At 64.7% G+C, this 22903-nt stretch carries 18 protein-coding genes and 1 pseudogene; 10 read left to right on the top strand and 9 right to left on the bottom strand.

All coding sequences use genetic code 11. The features are described from left to right. Nucleotides 1-95: 95 nt before the first annotated feature. Both H7I57_RS32405 and H7I57_RS32400 read left to right on the top strand, forming a co-directional pair. Complete coding sequence (locus H7I57_RS32405) at nucleotides 96-851, top strand: response regulator (RefSeq protein ID WP_013470170.1); 756 nt, start codon at nucleotides 96-98, stop codon at nucleotides 849-851. Further along, entirely contained in the window at nucleotides 851-2008 is a 1158-nt protein-coding gene (locus H7I57_RS32400) for a sensor histidine kinase (protein WP_013470169.1), read from the top strand. The genes H7I57_RS32405 and H7I57_RS32400 overlap by 1 nt, the downstream gene beginning before the upstream one ends. 38 nt (nucleotides 2009-2046) lie before the next feature. Here H7I57_RS32400 and H7I57_RS32395 read toward each other — a convergent pair whose 3' ends face one another. Further along, nucleotides 2047-3006 carry an amidohydrolase family protein gene (locus H7I57_RS32395; protein ID WP_013470168.1) on the bottom strand — a complete coding sequence of 320 codons (960 nt, stop codon included), beginning with the start codon at nucleotides 3004-3006 and terminating at the stop codon, nucleotides 2047-2049. Nucleotides 3007-3222: 216 nt separating this feature from the next. Further along, nucleotides 3223-3888, bottom strand: a complete 666-nt coding sequence (locus H7I57_RS32390) for a DUF305 domain-containing protein (RefSeq protein WP_013470167.1) — start codon at nucleotides 3886-3888, stop codon at nucleotides 3223-3225. Between the two features lie 470 nt (nucleotides 3889-4358). On the opposite strand from H7I57_RS32390, the gene H7I57_RS32385 reads away from it, so the two are divergent. Then, complete coding sequence (locus H7I57_RS32385; protein ID WP_234713827.1) at nucleotides 4359-5039, top strand: alpha/beta fold hydrolase; 681 nt, start codon at nucleotides 4359-4361, stop codon at nucleotides 5037-5039. A gap of 8 nt (nucleotides 5040-5047) precedes the next feature. Here H7I57_RS32385 and ripC read toward each other — a convergent pair whose 3' ends face one another. The 3 genes from ripC to H7I57_RS32370 form a co-directional block, all read right to left on the bottom strand. Beyond that, nucleotides 5048-6151, bottom strand: a complete 1104-nt coding sequence (ripC, locus tag H7I57_RS32380; protein ID WP_063840598.1) for a peptidoglycan hydrolase RipC — start codon at nucleotides 6149-6151, stop codon at nucleotides 5048-5050. Nucleotides 6152-6475: 324 nt separating this feature from the next. After that, entirely contained in the window at nucleotides 6476-7192 is a 717-nt protein-coding gene (gene ripB / locus H7I57_RS32375) for an NlpC/P60 family peptidoglycan endopeptidase RipB (protein ID WP_013470164.1), read from the bottom strand. 597 nt (nucleotides 7193-7789) lie between these two features. Beyond that, nucleotides 7790-8995 (bottom strand): DUF7373 family lipoprotein, encoded by a 1206-nt coding sequence (locus tag H7I57_RS32370; protein ID WP_013470163.1) that lies wholly within the window; start codon nucleotides 8993-8995, stop codon nucleotides 7790-7792. 668 nt (nucleotides 8996-9663) lie between these two features. Here H7I57_RS32370 and H7I57_RS32365 point away from each other — a divergent pair. From H7I57_RS32365 to H7I57_RS32350, 4 genes are all read left to right on the top strand, one after another. Further along, a complete protein-coding gene (locus tag H7I57_RS32365; RefSeq protein WP_013470162.1) occupies nucleotides 9664-10884 on the top strand; it encodes a L,D-transpeptidase in 1221 nt (406 codons plus the stop codon). Nucleotides 10885-10969: 85 nt separating this feature from the next. Beyond that, nucleotides 10970-11818: a F510_1955 family glycosylhydrolase gene (locus H7I57_RS32360; RefSeq protein WP_013470161.1), complete on the top strand. Its 849-nt coding sequence runs from the start codon at nucleotides 10970-10972 to the stop codon at nucleotides 11816-11818. Nucleotides 11819-11981: 163 nt separating this feature from the next. Further along, on the top strand, nucleotides 11982-12848 hold the full coding sequence (locus tag H7I57_RS32355; RefSeq protein ID WP_041789257.1) for a hypothetical protein: 867 nt from the start codon (nucleotides 11982-11984) through the stop codon (nucleotides 12846-12848). Between the two features lie 392 nt (nucleotides 12849-13240). Continuing rightward, nucleotides 13241-14260 (top strand): L,D-transpeptidase, encoded by a 1020-nt coding sequence (locus tag H7I57_RS32350; protein WP_013470159.1) that lies wholly within the window; start codon nucleotides 13241-13243, stop codon nucleotides 14258-14260. A gap of 687 nt (nucleotides 14261-14947) precedes the next feature. On the opposite strand, the gene H7I57_RS32345 is transcribed toward H7I57_RS32350, so the two are convergent. After that, nucleotides 14948-15691, bottom strand: a complete 744-nt coding sequence (locus tag H7I57_RS32345; protein ID WP_234713829.1) for an ATP-binding protein — start codon at nucleotides 15689-15691, stop codon at nucleotides 14948-14950. A 623-nt stretch (nucleotides 15692-16314) separates the two neighbouring features. On the opposite strand from H7I57_RS32345, the gene H7I57_RS32340 reads away from it, so the two are divergent. From H7I57_RS32340 to H7I57_RS32330, 3 genes and pseudogenes are all read left to right on the top strand, one after another. After that, nucleotides 16315-16626 (top strand): transposase, encoded by a 312-nt coding sequence (locus H7I57_RS32340; RefSeq protein WP_264028491.1) that lies wholly within the window; start codon nucleotides 16315-16317, stop codon nucleotides 16624-16626. Nucleotides 16627-16875: 249 nt separating this feature from the next. Next, entirely contained in the window at nucleotides 16876-18504 is a 1629-nt protein-coding gene (gene istA / locus H7I57_RS32335) for an IS21 family transposase (RefSeq protein WP_013470157.1), read from the top strand. Continuing rightward, nucleotides 18501-18851: pseudogene (locus tag H7I57_RS32330) on the top strand (ATP-binding protein); the annotation flags it as partial. The gene istA and the pseudogene H7I57_RS32330, both read left to right, overlap by 4 nt. A 139-nt stretch (nucleotides 18852-18990) precedes the next feature. Here H7I57_RS32330 and H7I57_RS32325 read toward each other — a convergent pair. The 3 genes from H7I57_RS32325 to H7I57_RS32315 are packed head-to-tail and all read right to left on the bottom strand — an operon-like array spanning nucleotide 18991 to nucleotide 22783. Further along, nucleotides 18991-19434, bottom strand: a complete 444-nt coding sequence (locus H7I57_RS32325) for a DUF6262 family protein (RefSeq protein WP_013470155.1) — start codon at nucleotides 19432-19434, stop codon at nucleotides 18991-18993. Then, on the bottom strand, nucleotides 19431-21605 hold the full coding sequence (locus H7I57_RS32320; RefSeq protein WP_013470989.1) for a tyrosine-type recombinase/integrase: 2175 nt from the start codon (nucleotides 21603-21605) through the stop codon (nucleotides 19431-19433). The genes H7I57_RS32325 and H7I57_RS32320 overlap by 4 nt, the downstream gene beginning before the upstream one ends. Beyond that, the gene (locus tag H7I57_RS32315; RefSeq protein WP_264028488.1) at nucleotides 21602-22783 is read right to left on the bottom strand and encodes a tyrosine-type recombinase/integrase; all 1182 of its coding nucleotides are present in this window, start codon (nucleotides 22781-22783) and stop codon (nucleotides 21602-21604) included. The genes H7I57_RS32320 and H7I57_RS32315 overlap by 4 nt, the downstream gene beginning before the upstream one ends. Nucleotides 22784-22903: the final 120 nt, after the last annotated feature.

Here is a 22903-nt window from a genome sequence, read left to right as displayed (position 1 = left end):
CGATGCGAGCCGCAAGCCGCCGAAACGATAAGGGTCGTGTGAAGATTCGTTGAAGAATGCCGTGGGGCGTCACCGCGTAGCGGTGACCCGGCACCATGAACTCCATGAGCAACACATCAGTGCCCTCGGGTGAGGATGCGCGAGGCTACCGGGCGCTCGTGGTCGATGACGAGGCCGCGCTGGCTGAGGTGGTGGCCAGCTACCTGAATCGCGAGCACTTCACCACCCGCATCGTCGACAACGGTCCCGATGCTGTGGCCGTGGCCCGCGACTTCGACCCCGACGTGGTGATCCTCGACCTCGGTCTGCCCGGTATGGACGGGTTAGAAGTGTGCCGCCAGCTGCGCACCTTCTCCGACGCCTACGTGGTCATGCTCACCGCCCGCGACACCGAAATGGACACCATCGTGGGACTCACTGTCGGCGCCGACGATTACGTCGCCAAACCCTTCAGCCCACGCGAACTGGTGGCACGCATCCGCGCGATGCTGCGGCGCCCGCGCGCCACCCCCGAGCCCGAGAGCGACCGCGGCGGCGACTTACCGGCCCCGCTGTCGTTTGGGCCGTTGCGTATCGACGTGGCGGGCCGAGAGGTGTCTCTGGATGGTGAACCGATCCTGTTGACCCGCACCGAATTTGACATACTCGCCGCCCTGTCGGCGCGCCCGGGCGTGGTACTGAGCCGCCGCCAGTTGCTTGAGACCGTGCGCGAGGGGCCCTGGGTCGGTAACGAACACCTCGTTGATGTCCATATCGGCCATGTGCGACGCAAACTTGGCGACGATCCAGCCGCACCGCGTTACGTCATCACCGTTCGCGGCGTTGGATACCGCATGGGAAGCGGGCAGTGATGGCCACGCCGATGCGTCGGCGGCCCGGCATCGGTATGCGGCTGCTGATCGCTCAAACCATGGTGTTGCTGGCCGGCGCCATCACCACCTGGGTGGTCGCCGCAATCGTGGGGCCCCCGCTGTTTCGTGAACACCTACACCAAGCCGGCGTGGCTGCCGGTTCCGCCGAGGAGTTCCACGCCGACGAGGCCTACCAGTACGCCACCGCGCTATCGGTCGGCGGCGCGGTGGCCGTCTCGGCGTTGGTCGCGTTCGCTGTCAGCTGGTACGTCAGCCGCAGATTGCAGCGTTCCATCACTGAAGTGGCGTCGGCGGCCACCGCGGTCGCCGAGGGCCGCTATGGGATCCGGGTATCACCGCCGCACCTCGGTGAGGACTTCGACTCGCTGGCGCAAGCTTTCAACCAAATGGCAGCCCAGCTGCAGGCTGTCGACACCAGCCGGCGGCAGCTGTTCGCCGATCTTGCCCACGAAATACGCACTCCTGTATCGGTTTTGCAGGCCTACACCGAGGCCATCGAGGACGGTGTGCGGTCATTGACTCCCGACACCACCGCGATGCTGCGCGACCAGACTCAGCGCCTGGTGCGTTTCGCCGAGGACGTCGCCGCGCTGGCGCAGGCTGAGGAAAGCGCGACTTCGCTGGAGTTCGCCGACATCGACGTCGCCGAGCTGATCGCCAAGACGGCGGCCGCGCTGAGCGGGCGCTACCGCGCCAAGGCCGTGTCGTTGTCGACGCATCTGCCCACCACCGAGCTGCCGCCGCTGTGGGGCGATGAGCAGCGACTGTCCCAGGTACTGGCGAACCTCCTCGACAACGCGCTACGGCACACACCGCCGCACGGGCGGGTCGACGTGCACGCCGACACCGATGGCACCAGACTCCTGCTGCGCGTCACCGACACTGGCGAGGGCATCGCCGCGGAGCACTTATCGCATGTGTTCGAACGGTTGTACCGCGCCGATGCGGCCCGCACCCGCGACCACGGGGGCTCCGGGCTCGGCCTGGCCATCGCCAAGGCGCTCGTTGAGGCACACGGCGGCCACATCAGCGCCACAAGTCGGGGTGCGGGGACCGGGACAACGTTCACCATCGCGCTTCCGCTGCAACGCAACGTGGCCTCAGCGCACGCCGGCACGGTTGAGCGGGCACTCTGAACGTTCAAGCATCCAAAAGTGGTGGGCGGATGGAGTTCTCACACCCGCAGCAGCGCCTCCACGGTGGCGTGGGCAAGCTTCTCGCGGTCTACCGGACTGATCGGCGCCGTGTCCAGCAGCGCCCGTGCCGAGGCGTTGTCGGTGTAGGGATAGTCGACCGAGAAGATCAGCCGGTCGATGCCGACCGTCGACAACGCGCATTGCAGCGGCGGGAAAGTGGTATAGCCACTGGTGGTGAACCAGACGTTGGTTTGGAAATACTGCGCGACCGGTTGGCGCAACTCGGTCATTGGGCTCAGCACAGTGTCGATGCGGGCCAGGGCGAACGGAATCATCTCCCCCATATGCCCCACGATGACCCGCAACTCTGGGAGGCGATCGAACACCCCCGTGCTGATCAACCGCAGGACATGTAGTGCGGTCTCGGCGTGCCAGCCCCAGCCGGCGGTGGCCAGCAGATCGGCCAGCACCGGCGGCAGTCCGCCGAAGTAGATCTGTGCCACCTGCGGCGGCGGAAACGACGGATGCAGATACAACGGCACGCCCAAATCGGCTGCCGTAGACAGCAGCGGCGTGAAGTCCGGGTGATCGAGGAACCGGCCCTCGATAAGCCCGTTGATCATGGCGCCGCAAAAACCGAGAGTTCCCACCGCTCGCTGCAGTTCGGTCGCCGCAGCCTGCGGATCGCGCATCGGCAGCGCGGCGAATCCCGCGAACCGATCCGGATGTGCCGCAATGACTTCGGCCAGATCGTCGTTGGTTTGACGAACCACATCCACGGCTTGAGCTGCAGGCAGCGCTTCGGCGCCGGGCACCGTGTGGGACAACACCTGCATGTCGATGCCCGCGGCGTCCATGTCGGCGAGGCGGCCCGCGCCAAGGTCTTCCAGCTTGTCCTGGATTCGGGCCAGTTGAGGATGCTTGCGCAAGTTGGCCAGCGCTTCGGCCGGCTGCAGACCGGGATGGGCGTAGTGCTCTTCAATGGCGATGACCCGCATATCAACTCCCTCGGATTGCATGATCCCCTACCCGGTAGGGTATCTGGGTTTCAAGGAGGTGGGTTCCCGTCGGCCCGTTTACACAAACGCGGTGCTGTCCGAGGCGCCGGGCGGCAACACCTGGGTCTCACCAAAGAGCGGTCCCCGTGCCGGAGGGACAACACCGGCACGGGGACACGGGGGAAAGTTCGCCGTCTGAGGTCGGCGGGCTCGGCCCTACAGTGAGCCGAGGATCTGCTGCATCGTGTCGATTTCCTTCTGCTGAGAGGAGATGATCGCCCGCGCCATCTCGATTGCGGGCGCGAACTGACCGCTGTCGACCTCGGTTTGCGCCATAGTGATGGCGCCTTTGTGGTGTTCGGTCATCTGCGTCAGGAACAGCCGGCTGGCCTCGACACCTTGCGCGTCGCGCAGAGCGGTCATGTCTTGCTCAGACATCATGCCTCCGCCGCCGCTCATGTCTCCCATGTCATGTCCCGGCATGCCTGGCATGCCGCCGCCGGGCGACGTCGTGGCCATCCCCCAATCGGCCAACCAGCCCTGCATTTGTTGGATTTCGGGCCCTTGAGCCGCCTTGATCTGGTTGGCCAACGACACCACGCGCGGCTCGATGCCCTGCTTGGCCAGCAGCATGTCGCTCATCTCGATCGCCTGCTGATGGTGCGGGATCATTCCCTGCGCGAAGCTGGCGTCCGCGTCGTTGTGGGCTTGGGCCTGCGTGCCGCCACCGGCCGGCGCTGATGGTGCCGGCGTCGCCGCGGCCGAGGTCGTCATGGTCGCCATGTCATGCTCGCCCTGCGGATTGTCGCTGCTGCAGGCGCTCAACGCCACCGTGACCGCTGCCGCGGCCGCGGCGAGGGTAACGAACCGTTTGGTGTGCACACGAATTCCTTCCGTAGTCATCGGTGGTGATGCTTTGTCCCCGGTGGACGATGCGCCCGGCGGGCGAGCGCATGCCTGACATACCCGGCGATTGGCTGTCCACTCATCGGCTGCCAGCGTGGAGCCCAGACCTAAGGGTCGGCTCGTCATTCGATGAAGAATCGGTAAAGACTGCCGGCGGCGTCGCAACGCGATCAAGCCACTCATGTCGGAGCATGTCCGAGGTACGTCGAAGAATCGCCGCGGTCTGAGGGTTTCGGCCGCCCATAGTCGGGTGCGCGGACCGCACCTATCCGCACTTCAGCGGCCCCCGGGCGAGCCGCATATACCCTATAGGGGTATTTCGGAGGGAACCGATGTCTAGCGGCAGTGTTTACACGACCCCCGACGGGTCGACGATCGCCTACGAGCTCACCGGCCGGGGACGGCCCGTTGGTTATGCCCATGGAGTGTTGCTCAGCAGGGCGCGCGTGCGGCGCCTGGAGCTGTTCGACATAGATGCCGTTGCTGCCGGTCGCCGGCTGCTTACCTACGACCAGCGCGGGCATGGCCACTCCACCGGGCGCGCGGTCGCCGAGGATTACCGCTTCGAGCGCGCCGCCACCGATCTGCTGGGCGTACTCGAGGCCGCGGCGATCGATGAGCCCATTGACTTCGCCGGCTCATCCCTGGGTGCGGCGGCCGTGCTGTGCGCGGCCTTGGCCGCGCCGGAGCGGTTCGGCCGACTGGCACTGCTGATTCCGCCGGTTTCCTGGGAAGCAGGCCCGCGCCCGGCCCGCCAGTGGTACGCCGATACCGCGCGCCGCATAGACGAGATCGGCCCGGCGGTGTGGCGCAAAGAATGGGCGCAAGCTGCACCGTTGCCCATCTTCGCCGACTATCCGCAGGCGAAGTTCAGCCCGGATGTCCCCGACGAACTGCTCGCATCGGTGCTCCGCGGAGTCGGCCTGTCGGAGCTGCCCGACCCGGACGCGCTGGCCGCGCTGCACCATCGCACGCTGATTTTGGCGTGGGACACCGATCCCCTGCATCCGGTGTCGACCGCGGCGCGCCTGCATGTGCTGATGCCCCACTCCACCTTGCACGTCGCCCGTTCGGTCGCAGACGTCAAGACGTGGACACAGCGAACCGCGGAGTTCTTTGGCGGCTGACCTGACGCTTAGTAGCGGCGGGCGTTGTGGATCGGAGCGTTCGAGATGGGCGACACCTTCACCGGTGTGCCGTACGTCGAGGCGTGCACCATCATCCCGTCACCGATATAGATGCCCGCATGAGAGACATCGGAGTAGAACGTCACGATGTCACCGGGTTGCAGGTCCGAGACTGCGACCGGTTGACCTCCCTGCGCCAGCGCCTGACTCGAACGCGGCAGCGACTTGCCGTTCTGCAGGAACGCCCACTTGATCAGCCCCGAGCAGTCGAAGGCATCCGGACCCGTGGCGCCCCACGAATAGGGAGCACCCACCCGCGTCAATGCCGCCTGCACCACAGCCACTCCCTCGCCCGTCGGCGGTGCCGCAACGTCGCCCGGCGGCTGGCCGGGCATCGCGATAATCGCCGGGTCAGCCGGGGGCGGAACAGGCGGCAGTGGTGGAGGCGGCGGACCCGGATCGGCCAAGGCGGTGCGCTGATCGGGCGTCAGTGCGTCGTACTGTGCCTTCACCGCGGCGATCTGGCGCTGCAGCGCACTTTGCTTGGACTGCAGCTCGGCGCGCACCGCGGCCGCCTGCTCCGCAGCCGAACGCGCAGCGTCAGCCGATGCGGTTGACGCCTGGGCCGCCATCACGGCCCGCTCGTTGGCTTTCTGGAAAGCCCGCATCTGGTCGGCCATCTCGGTGGCCATCGCCCGCTCGACCGAAAGCTGATCAATCAGCTGCTGCGGAGAATCGGCGGAGAGCACCGCCGATACCCCGTCCGGGCGACCACCCATGTACATCGCCGCCGCGACCTTGTCGACGGCGCCCTGATACTTGATCAGTTCCGCCTTGGCCGCTTCCAGTGCCGCCTCGTCGGCGGCCTTGCGGTCCTCGGCGTCCTTTTGCGCGGCAAGTTTGGCGTCCAAGTCCAACTGCGCCGAGTGCATGGCCTCAGTGGTCTGTTCGGCCGTGCGGGATAACTCGTTAAGCCTGGCCAGCGCGTCGGTGGCCGGATCGGCGCTCACATTGCCGGCCACCATCGAGCCCAACACCGCCGCAGCCGCAAGCGCGCCACCAAGCCATCGCCCAAACGACGAACCCCTACGTGCTTTACGGTCGAGTTTCAAAACGGACGATCCTTAACTGCGATGGCCGAAGTCCGGTGAAAGTACGTAGGTCTCGAATAGGTTACGAAACGGACACGGAGTTGTCCATGCGGAGCGGGCAACTGGCGCAGCGCTTGCGGTCCCGTCCCTAGCGCACAGCGGCCCGCGACAGCGCTTCGCGGGCCGCGACAGCGCTTCGCGGGCCGTGGTGGCCTCACCGTTGTGGTGAAGTGTGTGCCGTCCCAACGGTGGCTGGGCGTGGCGACCCAATGCCGCGTTGCGTGTCCGAACACGCGTCGGGTCCGAATGCCGCACCAGTGATGGCTCGCCTCGCCGACTGTGCGCTCAGGACTCGATGATGCGCACCAGGTACGGCGACATGCCGGCGGTGCGCAGTGGATGAACGCCAACCTGGCCGTAGCTGCTGGCCGACTCCAGTACTTGACCGTTGCCGAGGTAGATGCCCACATGCTGGGTGCCGCCCGGCCCGTAGAAGATCAGGTCTCCACGCTTGGCTTGCGAGGGTGGAATCTTGCGGCCGGTGTTGTACTGGTCGCCGGAGAACTTGGGAATCAGCACCCCGACGCCGGCGAAGGAGAATTGGGTGAATCCCGAGCAGTCATAGCCCACGGTGTTCGCGCCGGAGTCCACGCCTAGCGACGGTCCGTTCGGCTTGCCACCGCCCCAGGAATAGGGAACACCGATCTGGGAGGCCCCGCGCCGGATCACGTATTCGATCGCCTGGCTGCCCCTGACTCCCGTGAGGCGCCCGGGAACCGCGCTGGGCGGCACGGCGGTTTCGCCGCCGATCCCGAGGCTGCTGAGGAACTTTCGGCCCAGCTCCATCGTCGTCTGCGTGGCGAGGCGGCTCACCTCGAGCGAAGCGTTGGCGATCGCGACCGGATCACCCGGCGCACCGGAACTGACGATCTTCGGCAGCGTCGGATCCCACTGCGCGTCTCCCGGCTCCGCGGACGCGGGCGTGGCGAGTGTGGTCAGAACTAACAGCGCGCAGCAGGCTATCCCCATCGCCCGGGTGAAGCGCAGATGCCTATGGCGCATGGACTTTCACCCTCTCCAGTCACAAGGCGTCTGACGACAGCTGCGGCGCGCCGCTATCCCGGCGGCCGAAACTCGCATCCCCGGTCGCGGCGTCGGTCGATCGTGCGCTGATCGCGAAGCGGTGGAAACGTTGCTGGCCTGCGGCTTACGGGTGCCCGGCGCATCGCGGCTCACCGCCGGACGCAACCTCCTTACGGCACCAAATGCTTCGGAGGTAGCCGGAAGCATCGACGCAGCGACGACATCAGCCCTTCCCATCGGAGACTCCTTAACTGCGTAATCAGGCGCTGGGAAAGATCCGCGACGCTTTCAAAACAAGAGCCAGATGTGTTTTCCCACAACGCAACATACATCCCTTTCGCACCATTAATAACGCTAGTCACACAATTGCAATCTTCGTAGTTAGCCCAGGACAACGCCTTTGATCAGGGCAAACGACCACCAAACCCGTGTTGAGACCGATACGTGAATCGCTAGTACTGAGAACCGCAGTACTGGGCCGAGCATCAGCGTCCCGACGGTTCTGCACCTGTTGGCAAGCTGGTGTACCGGACGGTGAGGCTTAGGCTCGGCACGGCGCTACATGGGCCGTTTGAGTTAGTGCCCGAGCAGCAGTATGTACTGAGCCGCGACTTGCTGATGTGCATCCTCGAGTGACGGTGATCGTGCCTCGATGACGTATCGGTCCACCGGTGCGACGCAATAGAAGCCCTCTGTGACTTGCATGCATTGGCTGGCGGGCATGAATTCGACGCGATCGACGAGCTTCCCTGCTGAAGCTTGGATATCAGCGGTGAACTCGTCGACCATGAGAAGCGCGGCGTAGGCGTCTGACAGGCGGTATATGTTCGTCTTGGCTCTAGCCGTCAAATCCATGACCGTGTCGTCGAACAAGGCAGACGACCAGATCGGGTCGTTTTGGAAATGCAATGCCCCGCGTTTGCCGAATCGTGCATTCTGTACCGTCGTGGCCTGGTCCGGCGGCAGCAGCAGCGTACGCGCCAATAAGCCGGTGGGATCGAGGGCGATTTCGGCGAAATCTGCTGGATCGGTCGCCGGGAACTGGTCGATGATGACGCGTTGGCGGTTGATGACGTTTGCCACGAGCCGTGCTGCTGGCGCCGGGCCGCCGACCGATACGGCAACCTGGGCAAGTACATACGGGCCGTGGAAAGCAAAGGAGCGCATAGCGATCCACTGGCGTCCCTTCTGGGAGTCCGTGACGGTATAGCTGATGGCCAGCGCCTCGGGGTGTCCGGGAATCGAGACTTGTTGTGGCGACGCCCAGTTGCTCGGTTCGGTCAATTTCGTTTTCCGGAGGTCGGAGACCGCTGCAGCCGCCGACGGCGGGTCGCCAAATCGCAGTACAGCGTTCAGCAGGCTCTTCCCATTTTCAGCCTGGCGCGCGGAGGCGAATCCGTTGATGAAGTTGTGTCGGCCCGACACGGCCGCCAGTTCAGGCGGCCCTAGTGTCGTCAGCGCGTCGGCGTCGGTCAGCACGCGTGCACCGAACGAGTCTTGCACCTTAAGGGCGGTATCGACTTCCCATGGACCGACGACAAAGTTGGCCATCCGCTGAGCCTCCACCAGTACCCCCCGTACATGCGTGCCCGCGGTTCCCAACGCTGGGCGCGGCGTGGTCGGGTAGGGGCCCACGTCGAGCAGCGTGGGGTCCACGACCATTTGCGGCCCGTCGACGGCACTGACCGGTGCGCCAGGTACCATCGTGGTGCACGCGCCGACAATCGACGCCACCGCGGTAAGCAGCGCCACCCACACCGCCGGGGCCGGTCCGATCGACATCCGCAACCCCGCAGTCCTCAATAATATGGCGGCCCAGACCCCTGGGGCTGCAACACCGGATTCCTGTTCGGCCGAGCTACATTCGGTGGTCGACAGCTGTGCAGGCCACGTCACGTGTCGACCTCACTCGCACTCGACACGATGTCGCGGAAGGCAAGTCGTTGGTGTCTCGTCATCCACAGATCCCGTGCTGGCACCCCAAGTTCCCGTAGCTGCGGATGGATGCCTACATCTCCCAGAACTACGGCCAGCGTGCATACTATGGCACATAGTAGTGACGGTTCCATTGCGGCTGACGAGTCGGCAATTCCTGATACAACCCCACACAGCCGCCTTGGCGGCCCGCACCCGTTCGACCAACGAGGGGCAGGCCGGACCTCCCCTGCAGCGCAGCACGGGTGCGTTGAGCGGGCAGTGTCAACTGAGTATTTGTACCGCAGGCCCGCTAGTATGTACGTACGGAAATAGTAGATGGCGGGGACCGGCTCGGAGTTTGATGGCAGAGGATCGGGGAATGCTTTACCGAATCTTTAACGAAGGACTAGTGCAGCCATACACGAGCCAGCAACTCTGGAGTTGATCATCGCCGTCGCGCCGCGAACGGCCAGGGGTGAAGGCTGCTCGTACCTGCGGGTTGAAAGGCAGCGAAGGCAGAGAGGGGAAGAGCGATGCGGCGGATCGGTTCGGTGACCGGTCGGCGTGGGTCGCGGTTCTGGTTGATCGCCCTGGTGACGCTATCGGCGGTGGCGATGGTGCTCACCGGCTGCACCAGCAAGCCGGCTGCGCCAGCACCTCAGGTGATCGCAGAAAAGGGCGATCCATATAGCGACCTGTTGGTGCCCAGGCTGCAAGCGTCGGTCACCGACCAAGCCGTCGGCGTACCGGTGGACGCCCCGGTCACAGTCACCGCCGGCGACGGCGTCCTGGGCACCGTCACCATGGTCAACGAAGCGGGCAATCCGGTCGACGGACAGCTCAGCCCCGACGGACTGACCTGGGCGACGACCGAGCCGCTCGGTTACAACAAGCAATACACCCTCAACGCCGAGGCGCGTGGACTCGGCGGCATCGCCCGCAACAGCATGACATTCCAGACGGCATCGCCGGAAAACCTGACAATGCCCTACGTCCTGCCCAACGACGGTGAAGTAGTGGGTATCGGCCAGCCCGTAGCGATCCGCTTCGACGAAGACATCCCCAACCGGTTGGCGGCGCAAAAGGCCATCAAAGTGACCACCAACCCACCGGTAGAGGGCGCGTTCTACTGGCTCAACAACCGCGAAGTGCGTTGGCGCCCAGCCAAATACTGGAAACCCGGCACCACGGTCGAGGTGACAGTCAACACCTACGGCGTCGACCTCGGCGATGGCCTCTTTGGCCAGGAGGACATCACCACCCGGTTCAGCATCGGCGACGAGGTCATCGCCACCGCTGACGACAACACCAAGACACTGACCGTGCGGCGCAACGGTGAAGTGGTCAGATCCATGCCGCTTTCCATGGGCAAGGACAGCACCCCCACCGACAACGGCCCCTACATCATCGGCGACCGGTATTCGCACCTGATCATGGACTCCTCGACCTACGGTGTGCCCGTCAACTCACCCGAGGGGTACCGCCTCGAGGTGGATTGGGCCACACAGATGTCCTACAGCGGCATCTATGTGCATTCCGCGCCGTGGTCGGTGGGCAGCCAGGGCCGCGCCAACGTGAGCCACGGGTGCCTCAACGTGAGCCCGGCGAATGCAATTTGGTTCTACGACAACACCAAACGCGGCGACATCGTCGAGGTGGTCAACACTGTCGGACCGACGCTCTCGGGTACCGACGGTCTCGGGGACTGGAACATCCCATGGGAGCAGTGGCGCGCAGGCAACGCAAACCTGTAAACCCCCGGCCGAGCACGGGATTCATGGCTGCAGGCACTACGATCCGGGTTCGTAGCGGAACTTTGTGAGCGAGAACGGAGTAAGCATGCGCTCAACACTGGTTGCGCTGCTGGGCATTACGGTGTTGGTGGCCGGCGCATGCTCAAACACCGAGACGAAGTCGAGCCAAGGCGACTCCAGAGGTCTTGCACACATCCACGGCCTAGGCATCAATCCCGCCGACGACGCGCTGTACGCCGGCACGCATTACGGCGTGTACCGGCTCGCCAGCGAGCGCGATCCCGAACTCGTCGGCGGCGTCGTGCAGGATTTCATGGGCTTCACCGTTGCCGGACCCAATCACTTTCTGGGCAGCGGCCATCCCGGCGCGGACGACCGCGATGCCCCACCGTCGCTGGGACTGATCGAGACCACCGACGGCGGACAATCGTGGGCATCGGTGGCGCTGAGCGGCGAGGTCGATTTTCATTCCCTCGACTACCGCCACGGCCTCGTCTACGGCCTTGACAGCGGCAGCCAGACCGTGATGGTGAGCACGGACAAACGCACGTGGGATCGACGCGCCGCCATCAGCGCCGTCGACATCGCCGTGTCACCGCGCAATCCCAACGAGATCCTGGCGACGACCGCCGACGGTCTGATGCGCAGCCTCGACCAAGGCAGGACGTTCACGCCAGTCGCCGCGCAACCCCAACTGGTCTTGCTCAGTTGGCCCGACGACGGCCCCTTGATCGGGGTCGATCCCACCGGAACCGTGTATGCCAGCGAGGATTCCGGCACGACGTGGCAAGCGCGACGGGCCTTGGGCGAGCGCCCACAGGCGGTTCTTGCACGAGGTGGTGGGGTCGTGTTCGTAGCGACCGAAACGGGAATCCAGCGCTCGACCGACGATGGATCCACCTTCGAGTCGTTTTATGCCTTCGCCGCACAATGAGCACGAACCGGACTTGAGCAGGCGCACCACGCCTGCCGAATCCGGCCCGTGGAGTGCGGACAAGCTGGCAGCTGCAGCCGATGAAACCGAGACACGACTGCACAGGTATGCCGTTGCCGGCTTGCTGCACCGGCAACCCGACGGAGATTTTGAACCTGACTCTTTGCACCGCCTGAGGCTGATCCAGTTCGCGCAGAGCAGGGGCATAACCGACGAACACCTGGCCGCAGCGATCACCAGCCAAGGCGACCTGCTCAGCATTTTCGACGAACTCGTCCCCGCCGCCGATGCCACGGTCAGCCTCGTCGACGTCGCCCACGACCTCGGTCTCGACGACACCACAATCACGGACCTAGCCAGGATCATGGACTGGGACGACGTCGGTGCTGGAACACAATCCGACGTAGCCACCCTGCAAGTAGCGGCCAAAGCGCTGGCACTCGGGATGCCCCGCGATGCCCTGATGCAAATAGTCCACGTCTTCGCCGACGCCACCGACCGCCTGGCCGACGCCATCGTGCGCACCTTCCACAACTACGTCCACGAACGCTTCCGCGCCCAAGGACTCACGGGCCCGGACCTGCTGGCGGCCAGCGAGGCAGTCGGCAAACCACTGCTCGACCTCGTCGAACCCACCCTTGTGTATTTCCACCGGCGGGCCTATCAGCGCGCCAACCGCGAAGACCTACTTCGCCATCTCGCCGAGCCGACCACACCGCCGTCGACCACACCTGGCCAGGAGCAGGCCACCGTCCTCTTCGTCGATCTGGCCAGCTTTACCCCACTGACCGCGACCATGGGCGATCATGCGGCAGCTGAAGTATTGCGCAGGTTCGGCATCACAGTGCGCAGCAGCGCCGCACAACACCGAGGAAGGATCCTCAGGCGCGCCGCCGGCCAGTTCCTGATCACCGAGACCTCCGCGACGCGACCGGACATCATCCCCCAAGCCGACTTCACTGCCCTGCCCCGCGGCGACTCAGGGGAATTCCCGATCCGATGTGTCTTGTCGAAGTCCGGCAGCGCATAGGCAGCCGCTCTACCCGCACGACGGACCCCGTGTGCGGCATGCTCCTGCATCCCGCCGACGTCGTAACCCAAACACCTTGGATGGAACGGAATGCATTTCTGTAGCGAGGCCTGTAAGCAAGCATTCGTCGACCACCCCGATCGCTTCGTCACCACTGAACGCCGTTAGGCAAGCCGCCAACTACCGCGCCCGCCACCGCCTACCAGAGCATGAGTGTTCATCGAACACCATTGCTGTGTTCGCACAACACCAGACGCGCCGGGGACTGCCGTGACTGGGTGCTGCCATCTGAACTACTGGCCGCGTACGTACACAGTAGACTGGCCGGCGAGGCATCGCAGCCTGCGTACCGTACGACACTCGACAACACTCGCGTATGACCGGAGGTGACAATGCGCAAGCACACCAGGTACAGGCTCGCCGCAGCGATCGTCATGGTCGGCCTGGCCTCGGTTCTGGCGATAGGCAGCCCATCTGCGCTGGCACAGCCCGGTGTGCCACCACCTCCTCCGGCCCCCATCGATCCGGCGGCGGCGCCACCTCCGCCAGCCGATCCGTTCGCGTTCCCGCCGCCACTTCGACCAGCGGATCCGTTTGCGCCACCGCCACCGAACCCGTTCCTGCCGGCTCCGTTGGCGGCGACGTCTCAGCCGGTCCCGGAAGGCACCCCGGCGGGGCAGAACCCGACTCCGTACGTCGGGGAGCCGGTTTTTGCGCCGCCGTCGTTCAACCCGGTCAACGGGTCGATGGTGGGCGTCGCAAAGCCGATCTACATCAACTTCGCCCGGCCGATCGCCGACCGCGCGATGGCCGAACAGGCGATCCACATCTCGTCGAACCCGCCGGTGCCCGGCCGGTTCTACTGGACGAGCGACACCCAGGTGCGGTGGCGACCCCAGGACTTCTGGCCCGCGAACGCCACCGTCAACATCGACGCAAGCGGCGCCAAGTCCAGTTTCCGCACCGGCGAGTCGCTGGTGGCGACGATCGACGACAAGACGCACCAGATGCAGATCCACCGGAACGGGAAGCTGGAGAAGACGTTTCCGGTGTCGTTAGGCAAGAAGGGCTTCGACACCAAGAACGGGACCTATTACGTGCTGGAGAAGTTCGCCGACATGGTGATGGATTCCTCGACTTATGGCGTGCCGGTCGACTCGGCGGAGGGCTACAAGTTGAAGGTGCAGGACGCCGTCCGGATTGACAACAGCGGCATTTTTGTGCACAGCGCGCCGTGGTCGGTGGCCTCGCAGGGCAATTCGAACGTCAGCCACGGCTGTATCAATCTCAGCCCGGCCAACGCGCAGTGGTTCTTCGACAACTTCGGCAGCGGTGACCCCGTCGTGATCAAGAACACCGGTGGCGGCCTGTACAACCAGCCCGACGGCGCCTCGGACTGGCAGATCTTCTGAGCCGACGTCGTCCGCGGCGTTGAGAACCGCGATGCACGCGCGCTGCTGCATATGTGGGGTAGGCATGGAAGATTTGGGCAACCCTATGACCTCGCCACAACGTCTATCGTGCGCTGTCGAGAACGCCGTTAGCCCGGGCCAGTTCAACGTTGACAAGATGGCGACATCCCCGCGTCGGACCACCGCGCTGTGCAGTGCCATGGTGGCCAGCCGGGACTTCTGTTCGACGCGGACAAGGACGACCCTGAGTTCGGGTACCGCTCACCTTTCATCCGGGAGTCGATGCTGTATCTGACGATCCTGTTGGAGAACACTAGGGCGTTGGCGCGGTAGGCCTCGGTGATGGGATGGGCCAGCCAGCGGTAGTAGGGCTGGCGGGCGAGCTTGAGGAACCCGCACGTCCTAGCGCGGCGATCGCGTCGTTGTCATCCTCGTTGCCTGTGCGGGTACTTGCCAGAAAGACGTCGCAAAGTTTCGTCGCGATTCTCACGACTTCGGTATCTGGGATCAGGTCGCCTATGGTTTTGAGCGCTACGCACGCGCACGCACGGATGCTGCTCGATCTGCTCGGAAGGAGATCCGAGCAGTCGGAGTACTCGGCGAGCTTTGCCGCAGCGTCTCGCACGTCTTTCTTATTGCCGACCAAGATGAACTGACTTGTAGACCACGCATGCGAGTCGGCCATCGCTAATGCGTTGCAGTCATCGAGTAGCGCGTTGTGTTGTGCTCATGCAGTCCGATACCGATGAGCAGCACGGTCAGGGGAAACTCGTTGGCGATGTATTTGAACTGGTTACTCACATCGGTCATGCGTTCCTGGCGGCCGCGCAAGAAGTGCAGGTCGTCGATGATGAGCAGCCGTGTCTCACAGGAGGACACATCGTCAAGAGCGAACCGCAGCAGTTGTTGTGCGCTCGCCCGCTGCCCTCCTGGGTGGGCGTAGAAGTCGCATAATGCCGCGTTGAATTCGCGCGTGCCGGTGGAGGCAGTCATACCGATCCGGCACACCGGCCACCGTTCATCTCCGGCGCGTGTTGTTGTCCCGTAACGCTCGATATGTCTGCGGTGCAGGCGTTTGCCGAACACCCGCGAGACGGTGCTTTTGCCCAGCCCGGGCAGTCCGCTGAGTGCGATCATCGGTTTGGTGTCCTCACCGGTCTGGCAGTTGCAGGCCACGAAGTCTTCGAGTTGCTCCAGCACGGATTGGCATGCGGCGGTCATCAGTGCCCATTTGGGCGTGCCAGCGGCATTCGTCATCGTCGTACCTCTAAGACACTCGAGGGCGCAGCGGTGTTGCGAGGTCGACCACGATCCTGTTTCCACAGCAGATGCATGAGGGCATTGCGCATCCGCAGAGGCGGACCCAGCGGCGATCTCCTCGCCGGTCCGGCCCTCGGCAGCCAACTCATCGGCGCGGCGCAGTTTGCGCACGATGTCCTCCGCGGAATGCCGCTTCCGACCAGCCATGTGTTTCATCGTCCCTTCCAGCCCGACATCGGGCCACAGGACTCTAAAACCCGCCGGTCTCATTCACGGGGAACACGCCAGGTGCTCGATCACAGCCGTGGCCAAATCGACCTCGACACCGCCAGTCACGTCGGACATCCACAAGTAGGCCCGTGCAATGCAATCCCGCGTCCCGGCCGACCCGGTGCTTCCCTGAACAGCCAAGTGGCAACAAAAGAATCGCGCAGCACGCCCATGCGTCGCCGACGCCACGCCGATTTAGGCCGAAGGGCTTCCACCAACGGCCAACCGGCCGTAGGGATCGAGAAGCGCTCTACCGGTGCCACACCTAAGCAACTCCACCCAGCTTGTGATGTCTTCTGAAGCATGTGCCTGCCCAAGCCCAGAAGCAATAGGCCAGACCGCAAAGTTATCGACATTCCACCGCGCAGCGATCGCCCTCGCGGCGTTCTTGCCGGTGCATTGCAGCCGTCCGTGCCGAACCCGCCACATCTCAATGGATACCGGCACGATCGACGGGTCTGCTGCACGAATAGGTGACATCTGAGTTGGCTTGCCCTGGGTGGGTGAGCTGGAAGGATGTCCTTGTGCCCAGGCCCTACCCCCAGGAGTTTCGCGACGACGTCGTGCGGGTCGCTCGAAACCGCGACGACGGCGTGACGATCGAGCAGATCGCCACCGATTTCGGAGTGCACCCGATGACGCTGCACAAGTGGATGCGCCAAGCAGATATCGACGAGGGCGCCAAGCCTGGCAAGAGCACGAGTGGCTCGGCTGAGCTGCGAGAGCTTCGTCGCCGGAATCGGTTGTTGGAGCAGGAGAACGAGTCCTGCGTCGAGCTGCGGCCTATCTATCGCAGGCCAACCTGCCGGGAAAAGGATCTACCCGCTCGTAAGTGAGCTCGCCGCCGACGGGATCCCCGTGGCAGTGACGTGCCGGGTGCTTAAGCTCGCCCGCCAGCCCTACTACCGCTGGCGCGCCGATCCGATTGTCGTCTGCCAGGAGGATGGGACCAGTGTGAGCTGATTTTGCCAGGGTGATGGGACCACCTGGATTGCCAGTTATGGGACCACCGGCGCGTCGCGTCGGTGGTCCCTTCATCTGTTCGTTTGATCGCCGTGACGGTCCAAGTCACGGAGGCGGCGGGCATGGCTTTTCGGGAGGTCAGTGTGAACGAGATCAGGGAAGTGTTGCGGGTGTGGCTGGGGGTCGCCGGGCTACCGGCACCGGGTTACCGCACGATCGCCGCGCATTGCGGCGTGGACCGCAAAACGGTGCGCCGCTACGTCGAGGCCGCGCAAGCGGCTGGTCTGCACCGTAGCGACGGCGTTGAGGCCGTCGATGACGGGTTGATCGGGGCGGTCGCCGACGCGGTGCGCCCGGTGCGCCCGGATGGCCACGGCGCAGCGTGGGAACAGCTGCTGGGCTTCGAGGACCAGATCACCGCGTGGGTGGCCGGCGATGGTGAGCGGCGTCCGTTGACGATCACCAAGATCGAGACGCTGCTGGCCCGTCAGGGGTGCGTGGTGCCATATCGGACGTTGAACCGATTCGCCGGTGAGCGTTGCGGTTTCGGCCGCAAGGACACCACGGTGCGGGTCGCCGATGGGGATCCCGGTGTGGAATGCCAGATCGATTTCGGCTACCTCGGGATGCTCACCGACGCCGATGATGGGCGGCGCCGCAAGGTGCACGCGTTGATCTTCACCGCCGCCTACAGCCGACACATGTTCGTGTGGCTGTCGTATTCGCAGACTCTGGCGGCGGTGATCGCCGGCTGCCAGGCGGCGTGGGAGTTCTTCGGCGGGGTGTTCGCGGTGCTGATCCCGGACAACCTCAAGCCGGTGATCGCCGCCGCTGATGCGGTCAATCCGCGCTTCACTCAGGGGTGGCTCGACTACGCCGGCCATGTCGGATTCCTCACCGACCCGGCTCGGGTGCGCTCCCCGAAGGACAAACCGCGAGTGGAGCGTGCGGTGCAGTACGTCCGCCGAAACTTCTGGGACGGTGAAACATTCACCAGTATTGAGCAGGCGCAGCAGGCTGTCACCGTGTGGTGTCTTCGTACTGCCGGGACCCGTATCCACGGCAGCACCTGTGCACGGCCGGTGGAGGTGTTCACCACCGAGGAGCAACCGCTGCTGCTGGCGGTGCCGGGCGCCTACGACGTGCCGGTGTTCAAAGCGGTCAAGGTGCACCGCGATTTCCACGCCGAAGTCGCCAAAGCCCTCTACTCGCTTCCCGAGCAGTGGATCGGCACCACCGTCGACGTACGTGCTGACTGCGAGCTGGTGAAGTTCTATCACCGTGGTGTGCTGGTCAAAGTCCACCCCCGTCAGCCTGCGGGTGGCCGCAGTACCGACCGCGCCGATCTACCCGAACACAAAGTCGGTTACGCGTTGCGGGACTTGACGACACTGATCGCCACCTGCGCCGCCTATGGCCCCAACGTCGGGATCTACGCCGAACGCATCCTCGACGATCCGCTGCCGTGGACGCGGATGCGCACCGTCTATCGCCTGCAGGGCCTGGTGCGCCGATACGGCGCGCAACGCGTCGAGCAGGCCTGTTCGGTGGCACTGGATCTCGATGTCGTCTCGGTCAACAAGATCGCCTCGATGCTCGAGCGTGCCACGGAGAACGCGACCCCGGTACTGCCACTGGCCGTCGGCCAAACCGCTACCCGGTTCTCGCGTGATCCATCTGAATTCAGTACCACCGCAACGTCATTGACCGTCATCGCCAATACCGGACTCCGAGGGGATCTGCTGATATGACCACTACCAACCGCGTGGCCGCAGACCCGGTCGGCGCCGACCTGCTCCGACTGCTCAAAGCGCTCAAACTCGGCGCCCTGGCCGACACTCTGCCCGAACGGGCCGCACTGGCCCGCCAGCACAAACTCAGCCACATCGGATTCCTCGAAACACTGCTCGCCGACGAGGTATCCCGACGCGAATCCCGATCAGCCGCCCTACGGGCGGCCAAAGCCGGACTCGACCCAGGCATGCGCTTCGACTCCTGGACCGCACAACAGGACCTGCGCTATGACCGCACCCTGCTCGGCGACCTGACCTCGCTACGATTCCTCGACGCCGGACAGTCCGCAATCATCCTCGGGCCGGGTGTTATCGCGGGTTCGAGAATGAGAATGCCGCGTTCTTCCTGTTCAGGACGTTGTTGCGATTGATGCGACGTTGGGTAAGGGGTGGATGCCGCGTGTTATCGCGGGTTCGAGAATGAGAATGCCGCGTTCTTCCTGTTCAGGACGTTGTTGCGATTGATGCGACGTTGGGTAAGGGGTGGATGCCGCGGCGGGCCAGTTCGCGTCGTAGATCGAGGTTCTCGCCGTGTGCTCGCTCGAGGGCGTCGCGGAGTGCTTGCAGTTGCTGGCGGTGCTGTTTCTTGAGGTCGGCGATCTGGCGGGTCAGCGTGATGACGAGCGTGCTGTCGGTGTCGATGGGTTGGTCGGCGGCGGCTTTGCGGCGGGTGCCGCGCAGATGCTCGATTCGTTTGCGCAGTTCGGGATGGTTGTAGAGGAAGGCGTGGGAGACGCCGGCTTCGCGTTGCACGGCTTGGAAAGTGATCGCCTCGCCGCGTTTGACCAGTCGGCGGATGGCTTGTTCGGCGTCTCGGGTTTTGTTCTGCGACTTGACTTTCGCTGCTTCGGTAAGTGCGGTGATGCGGCGTTCTCGGGAGTCTGTCATGGAGTGCTCCTGCGGTGGGCGGTGAGGTCGAGAGTCAGCGGGACTGGTCCAGCGCTGGGTCGATGACACTGGGGTGTCGCGCCGTGGGCTGAGGAGTCGGGCACGTCGTCCAGAGCGGCCAGGAGCTTGGTGAGCGCGTGGTGTTCAGCGCGGCGGCGGATCAGCCAGACGTTGTCGTCGGGCATGGAATGACCGTGTCGTTGCTCGAATTCTGTTGTGGCCCGGTCGATCAGGGTGGTGGTCTCGCGGAGTTGGCGGTGTAGCACGTCGTGGTGGGTGTGGTCGGTGACGAAAACTGAGCAGGTCAGGCAGGCGTTGCCTTTGTCGCAGGATTGAAGCGGTGGCAGCATGCACCACCCGTTGGGCAGGAATCGGTCCGCGCGGCGGAACAGGTGCAGACCGTCGTGGTCGTCGCTGCAGAGTTGGATGCGGGTGCCGTCGGAGCGCAGCTTGGCGGTGGCCAGGAACGCCTGCTCGGCGTGCTCATCGCGGGCGGCGATGTAGTGCATCGTCATGGTGGGCGTGGCGTGCCCGGCGTAGCGCTGCAGGACGTGGACCGGTAGCCCGAGTTCGGCCAGTCGGGTCAGCCGGGTGTGCCGGAAGCGGTGGGTGTGGCTCAACCGCACGGCGTGGCCCTTGGCGTCGGTGATCTGAACGAGGTCGCTGAGGGTGCGCAGCACCCAGTTGTAGGTGCCTGCTGGATAGGGTTTGTCGCCGCGACGGTTGCCCAGGCGCCGCGCGAACAGGTACCGCCTGCTGCAGTCTGGATACTGGGTTTGCAGCCAACGGTGTTGTTCGGCAATGACTTCGGTGACCTCGTGGTCAACAAGGATGGTGTCGGGTGCGACGTCGATCTTGCTTTGTGCGTAGCGGAACCTGGTCAGCATTTGGTCGTCGTCATCGCCAGTTGCGGTGACTCTCGGGGCGGCGGAGAGGCAGTCGAAGTCGCAGGTGCGGATTTCGCTGGCTCGCCGGCCGGTAAGGATCTGCAGCAGGATCATCCGCATCGCTTGCGGGTCGTCGAGTCCGTTGGCGGTCAGCGTGGTGCCGTCGCCGCGGGTGATGGTCATCTGCTCGGTGCGCGGCAGCCCGATCAACGGCAGCGCCGCAGTGATCTGAGCGAGCGCGTGATCGTCGATGTAATTCGCATCGTTGAAACCGCGCTGATGCGGTATCCGAGTGACCCGGCCGAACCAGCTGGCCGCGTGTGCGGCGCTCACTCGTTGCCACGGCTCGGCGCCGAGGACGCTGCGAGCCTCCCCGGGATTGCCGGCGATGAAATCCAACAGGCCGGCTACCGCTCGCAGGTCGTCGTTGATTCCCCGGATCGGAACGGTTCTTCCCAGGTGGCGGGTGTCGGATTGGCGGGTGACACGGTTGGCGGCCACGGCGGTCCACCGCGCGAATGCCTCCGCCTGCTCGACCGCGGTCGTGGGGTCACCCAGGATGTCAGTCGGGTCGTCGAAGCAAGCGGTTAGCCAGTTGTCGAAGCGGCGGAAGCTGCGCATGCGTTCCTGGCTGACCGTGGTCCAGCGCAGCGCCCCGGATTCGAGCATCGTGCCCAGATGCCACTTCACCGCGGCCCGCAACCACGGAAGCTGGATGTCTCCGGGTGAGCAGCCGTAATTGGAGACCGGTTCACGATCGGTCAGCGGGATCCGCGGATCGCAGCGCGGGTGCCAGAAGTCCAGCTGCCACCACGGGCCGTCGTGGCAGGCGGCGATCAGCGCGTGTCGGGCAAAACCGAATAGAGCGTGCACTCGGCCCCGGCCTCGGACTGAGGGCAGTCGCCTGCCCTTGCTGAGATAGAACCAGCTCTGCAACGCCGCGGCGGCGTCGTAATCCATCGCCCGGATCGATGAGGGGAAATCACGGCCTTCGGCGACGGCCCGCCGGATCATGTTGGCCAACTGCGCCATCGCCAACACCGAGACGCGGGTGCCATCACTGGCCTGCCAGTGCGCCATCCACGCCAGCTCCGCGGCGAACGGGACGGGCAGTCCGCTCAGGTCCAGATGCGGCCAATCGTTCTCGGTGATCGAGGCCCAGTTCTGGATACCGGGCCCGAGCACGGGGCCACGCCACTGTGCTGGCAGCCCTTCCCAGAGCCGCCAGATCGGATCGAGGTGGTCGGCACTGCGCAGCCGCAGGTGGCTATGCTCGTCGATCATTCGGCCACCCGCCAGCTGCTGGCGTAGGAAGCCCAGTTGGCTGCCGCTCGCAGGGCTTCGTCGTCGCGGACCCAGCCGTAGAGGTCAAGGGTGGTCTGCACATGAGCGTGGCCAAGACGCCGGGAGACCACCCATTCCGGCGTCCCGGCGAGCAACAAGGCGGTGGCATGGGTGTGGCGGAACCAGTGCGGCGTCCACCCGAGTGGTCCGATGCCCCGCCGACGCAGCGTGGCCACTTTCTCCCGGACCGTCGTCTCCCGCAATGCGGCCAACAACGGTGGTCTGGCCACATTCACCAGCAGCGGCGATGTGTCCATCAGACCGATCCCGGATTCGGCTGCCCGGCAGGCGATGTCGGTGAGATAATCGGCGAACAGCCGCTCGAGGTCAGCCCCAACATAGACTCGTCGCGGTCGCATCATCTTCACCCGCGCCCCGTTGGGGTTATCCGAGCGAGGCACGATCTGCACATACGCGGTATCGCCGCGGCCGAGCACGAACTCGCCGATCCGCAGACCCAGCGCCTCCCCGAGACGCATCCCGGTCTCGGCCAGCAGGGCGAACACGAACCGGTCCCGCAGGTTTCCTTGCCACGAACCGGACTCGGTATCGAAGACCGCGCAGCCATCCAGGACCGCCTGGATCTGCTCGGGCAGCAGCAAGGGCGGTCTGTCGCGGCGTCGGTCGCGGCGCACCCGCACCAGCGAGGATGCCGCCGGGGCCGACCGCGCATCCAGATGCGCCAGCAAGCCCCGGGCCGGTCGCTGTCGCGGAGTTCCTCGAAGTAGCTGTCCTGCTACCGCCACACCGGATACTGCCTGATGCCAGCGGTAGAACGAAATCAATGCTGCAAGGCGAACTTCCAGTGTTGCAGCGGTCGGTGCCTGGTCCGACTCGGCCAGCCGATGCTCAACTGTGCGGCCATTGCGCTGCCAGGACAGAAACGCCGTGAATGCGGGGACACCGACATCGCGCCATCCATCGGATTGTCCGCGTTGTTCCAGGAAGCTCCACCACTGCGCCAACGACGTCGCATACCCGCGCACCGTGTTCGGCGACCACAGGTGCCGGTGGGCTTCTATCCACTCCTCGACGGGACGGACCGTTGCGAAGTCCTCCCCAAGCACGGTCCAGGTCCGCTTCCCTCCCGCAGGAGACACTGCCACCGGATACGCCATCGTTGCCGTTCCTTCACGTCGAAGAACNCCCGCCGATAAACCGGCAACAACGATGACTTGCCCAGCATCAACCCCCTTGTTGCATACATAGATTCGAGCGTGTTGCTACCCGTTGATAAC

This window comes from Mycolicibacterium pyrenivorans (assembly GCF_025821625.1).
GTDB lineage: Bacteria > Actinomycetota > Actinomycetes > Mycobacteriales > Mycobacteriaceae > Mycobacterium > Mycobacterium pyrenivorans.
This window is presented reverse-complemented; position numbering and strand designations above follow the sequence as displayed.

Excerpts from the sequence above, each read along its gene's own strand:
- H7I57_RS32405 (WP_013470170.1), top strand. The coding sequence starts at position 96 with ATGAACTCCATGAGCAACACATCAGTGCCCTCGGGTGAGGATGCGCGA.
- H7I57_RS32400 (WP_013470169.1), top strand. The coding sequence starts at position 851 with ATGGCCACGCCGATGCGTCGGCGGCCCGGCATCGGTATGCGGCTGCTG.
- H7I57_RS32395 (WP_013470168.1), bottom strand. The coding sequence starts at position 3,006 with ATGCGGGTCATCGCCATTGAAGAGCACTACGCCCATCCCGGTCTGCAG.
- ripB (WP_013470164.1), bottom strand. The coding sequence starts at position 7,192 with ATGCGCCATAGGCATCTGCGCTTCACCCGGGCGATGGGGATAGCCTGC.
- H7I57_RS32370 (WP_013470163.1), bottom strand. The coding sequence starts at position 8,995 with ATGTCGATCGGACCGGCCCCGGCGGTGTGGGTGGCGCTGCTTACCGCG.
- H7I57_RS32365 (WP_013470162.1), top strand. The coding sequence starts at position 9,664 with ATGCGGCGGATCGGTTCGGTGACCGGTCGGCGTGGGTCGCGGTTCTGG.
- H7I57_RS32360 (WP_013470161.1), top strand. The coding sequence starts at position 10,970 with ATGCGCTCAACACTGGTTGCGCTGCTGGGCATTACGGTGTTGGTGGCC.
- H7I57_RS32350 (WP_013470159.1), top strand. The coding sequence starts at position 13,241 with ATGCGCAAGCACACCAGGTACAGGCTCGCCGCAGCGATCGTCATGGTC.
- istA (WP_013470157.1), top strand. The coding sequence starts at position 16,876 with ATGGCTTTTCGGGAGGTCAGTGTGAACGAGATCAGGGAAGTGTTGCGG.
- H7I57_RS32325 (WP_013470155.1), bottom strand. The coding sequence starts at position 19,434 with ATGACAGACTCCCGAGAACGCCGCATCACCGCACTTACCGAAGCAGCG.
- H7I57_RS32320 (WP_013470989.1), bottom strand. The coding sequence starts at position 21,605 with ATGATCGACGAGCATAGCCACCTGCGGCTGCGCAGTGCCGACCACCTC.
- H7I57_RS32315 (WP_264028488.1), bottom strand. The coding sequence starts at position 22,783 with ATGGCGTATCCGGTGGCAGTGTCTCCTGCGGGAGGGAAGCGGACCTGG.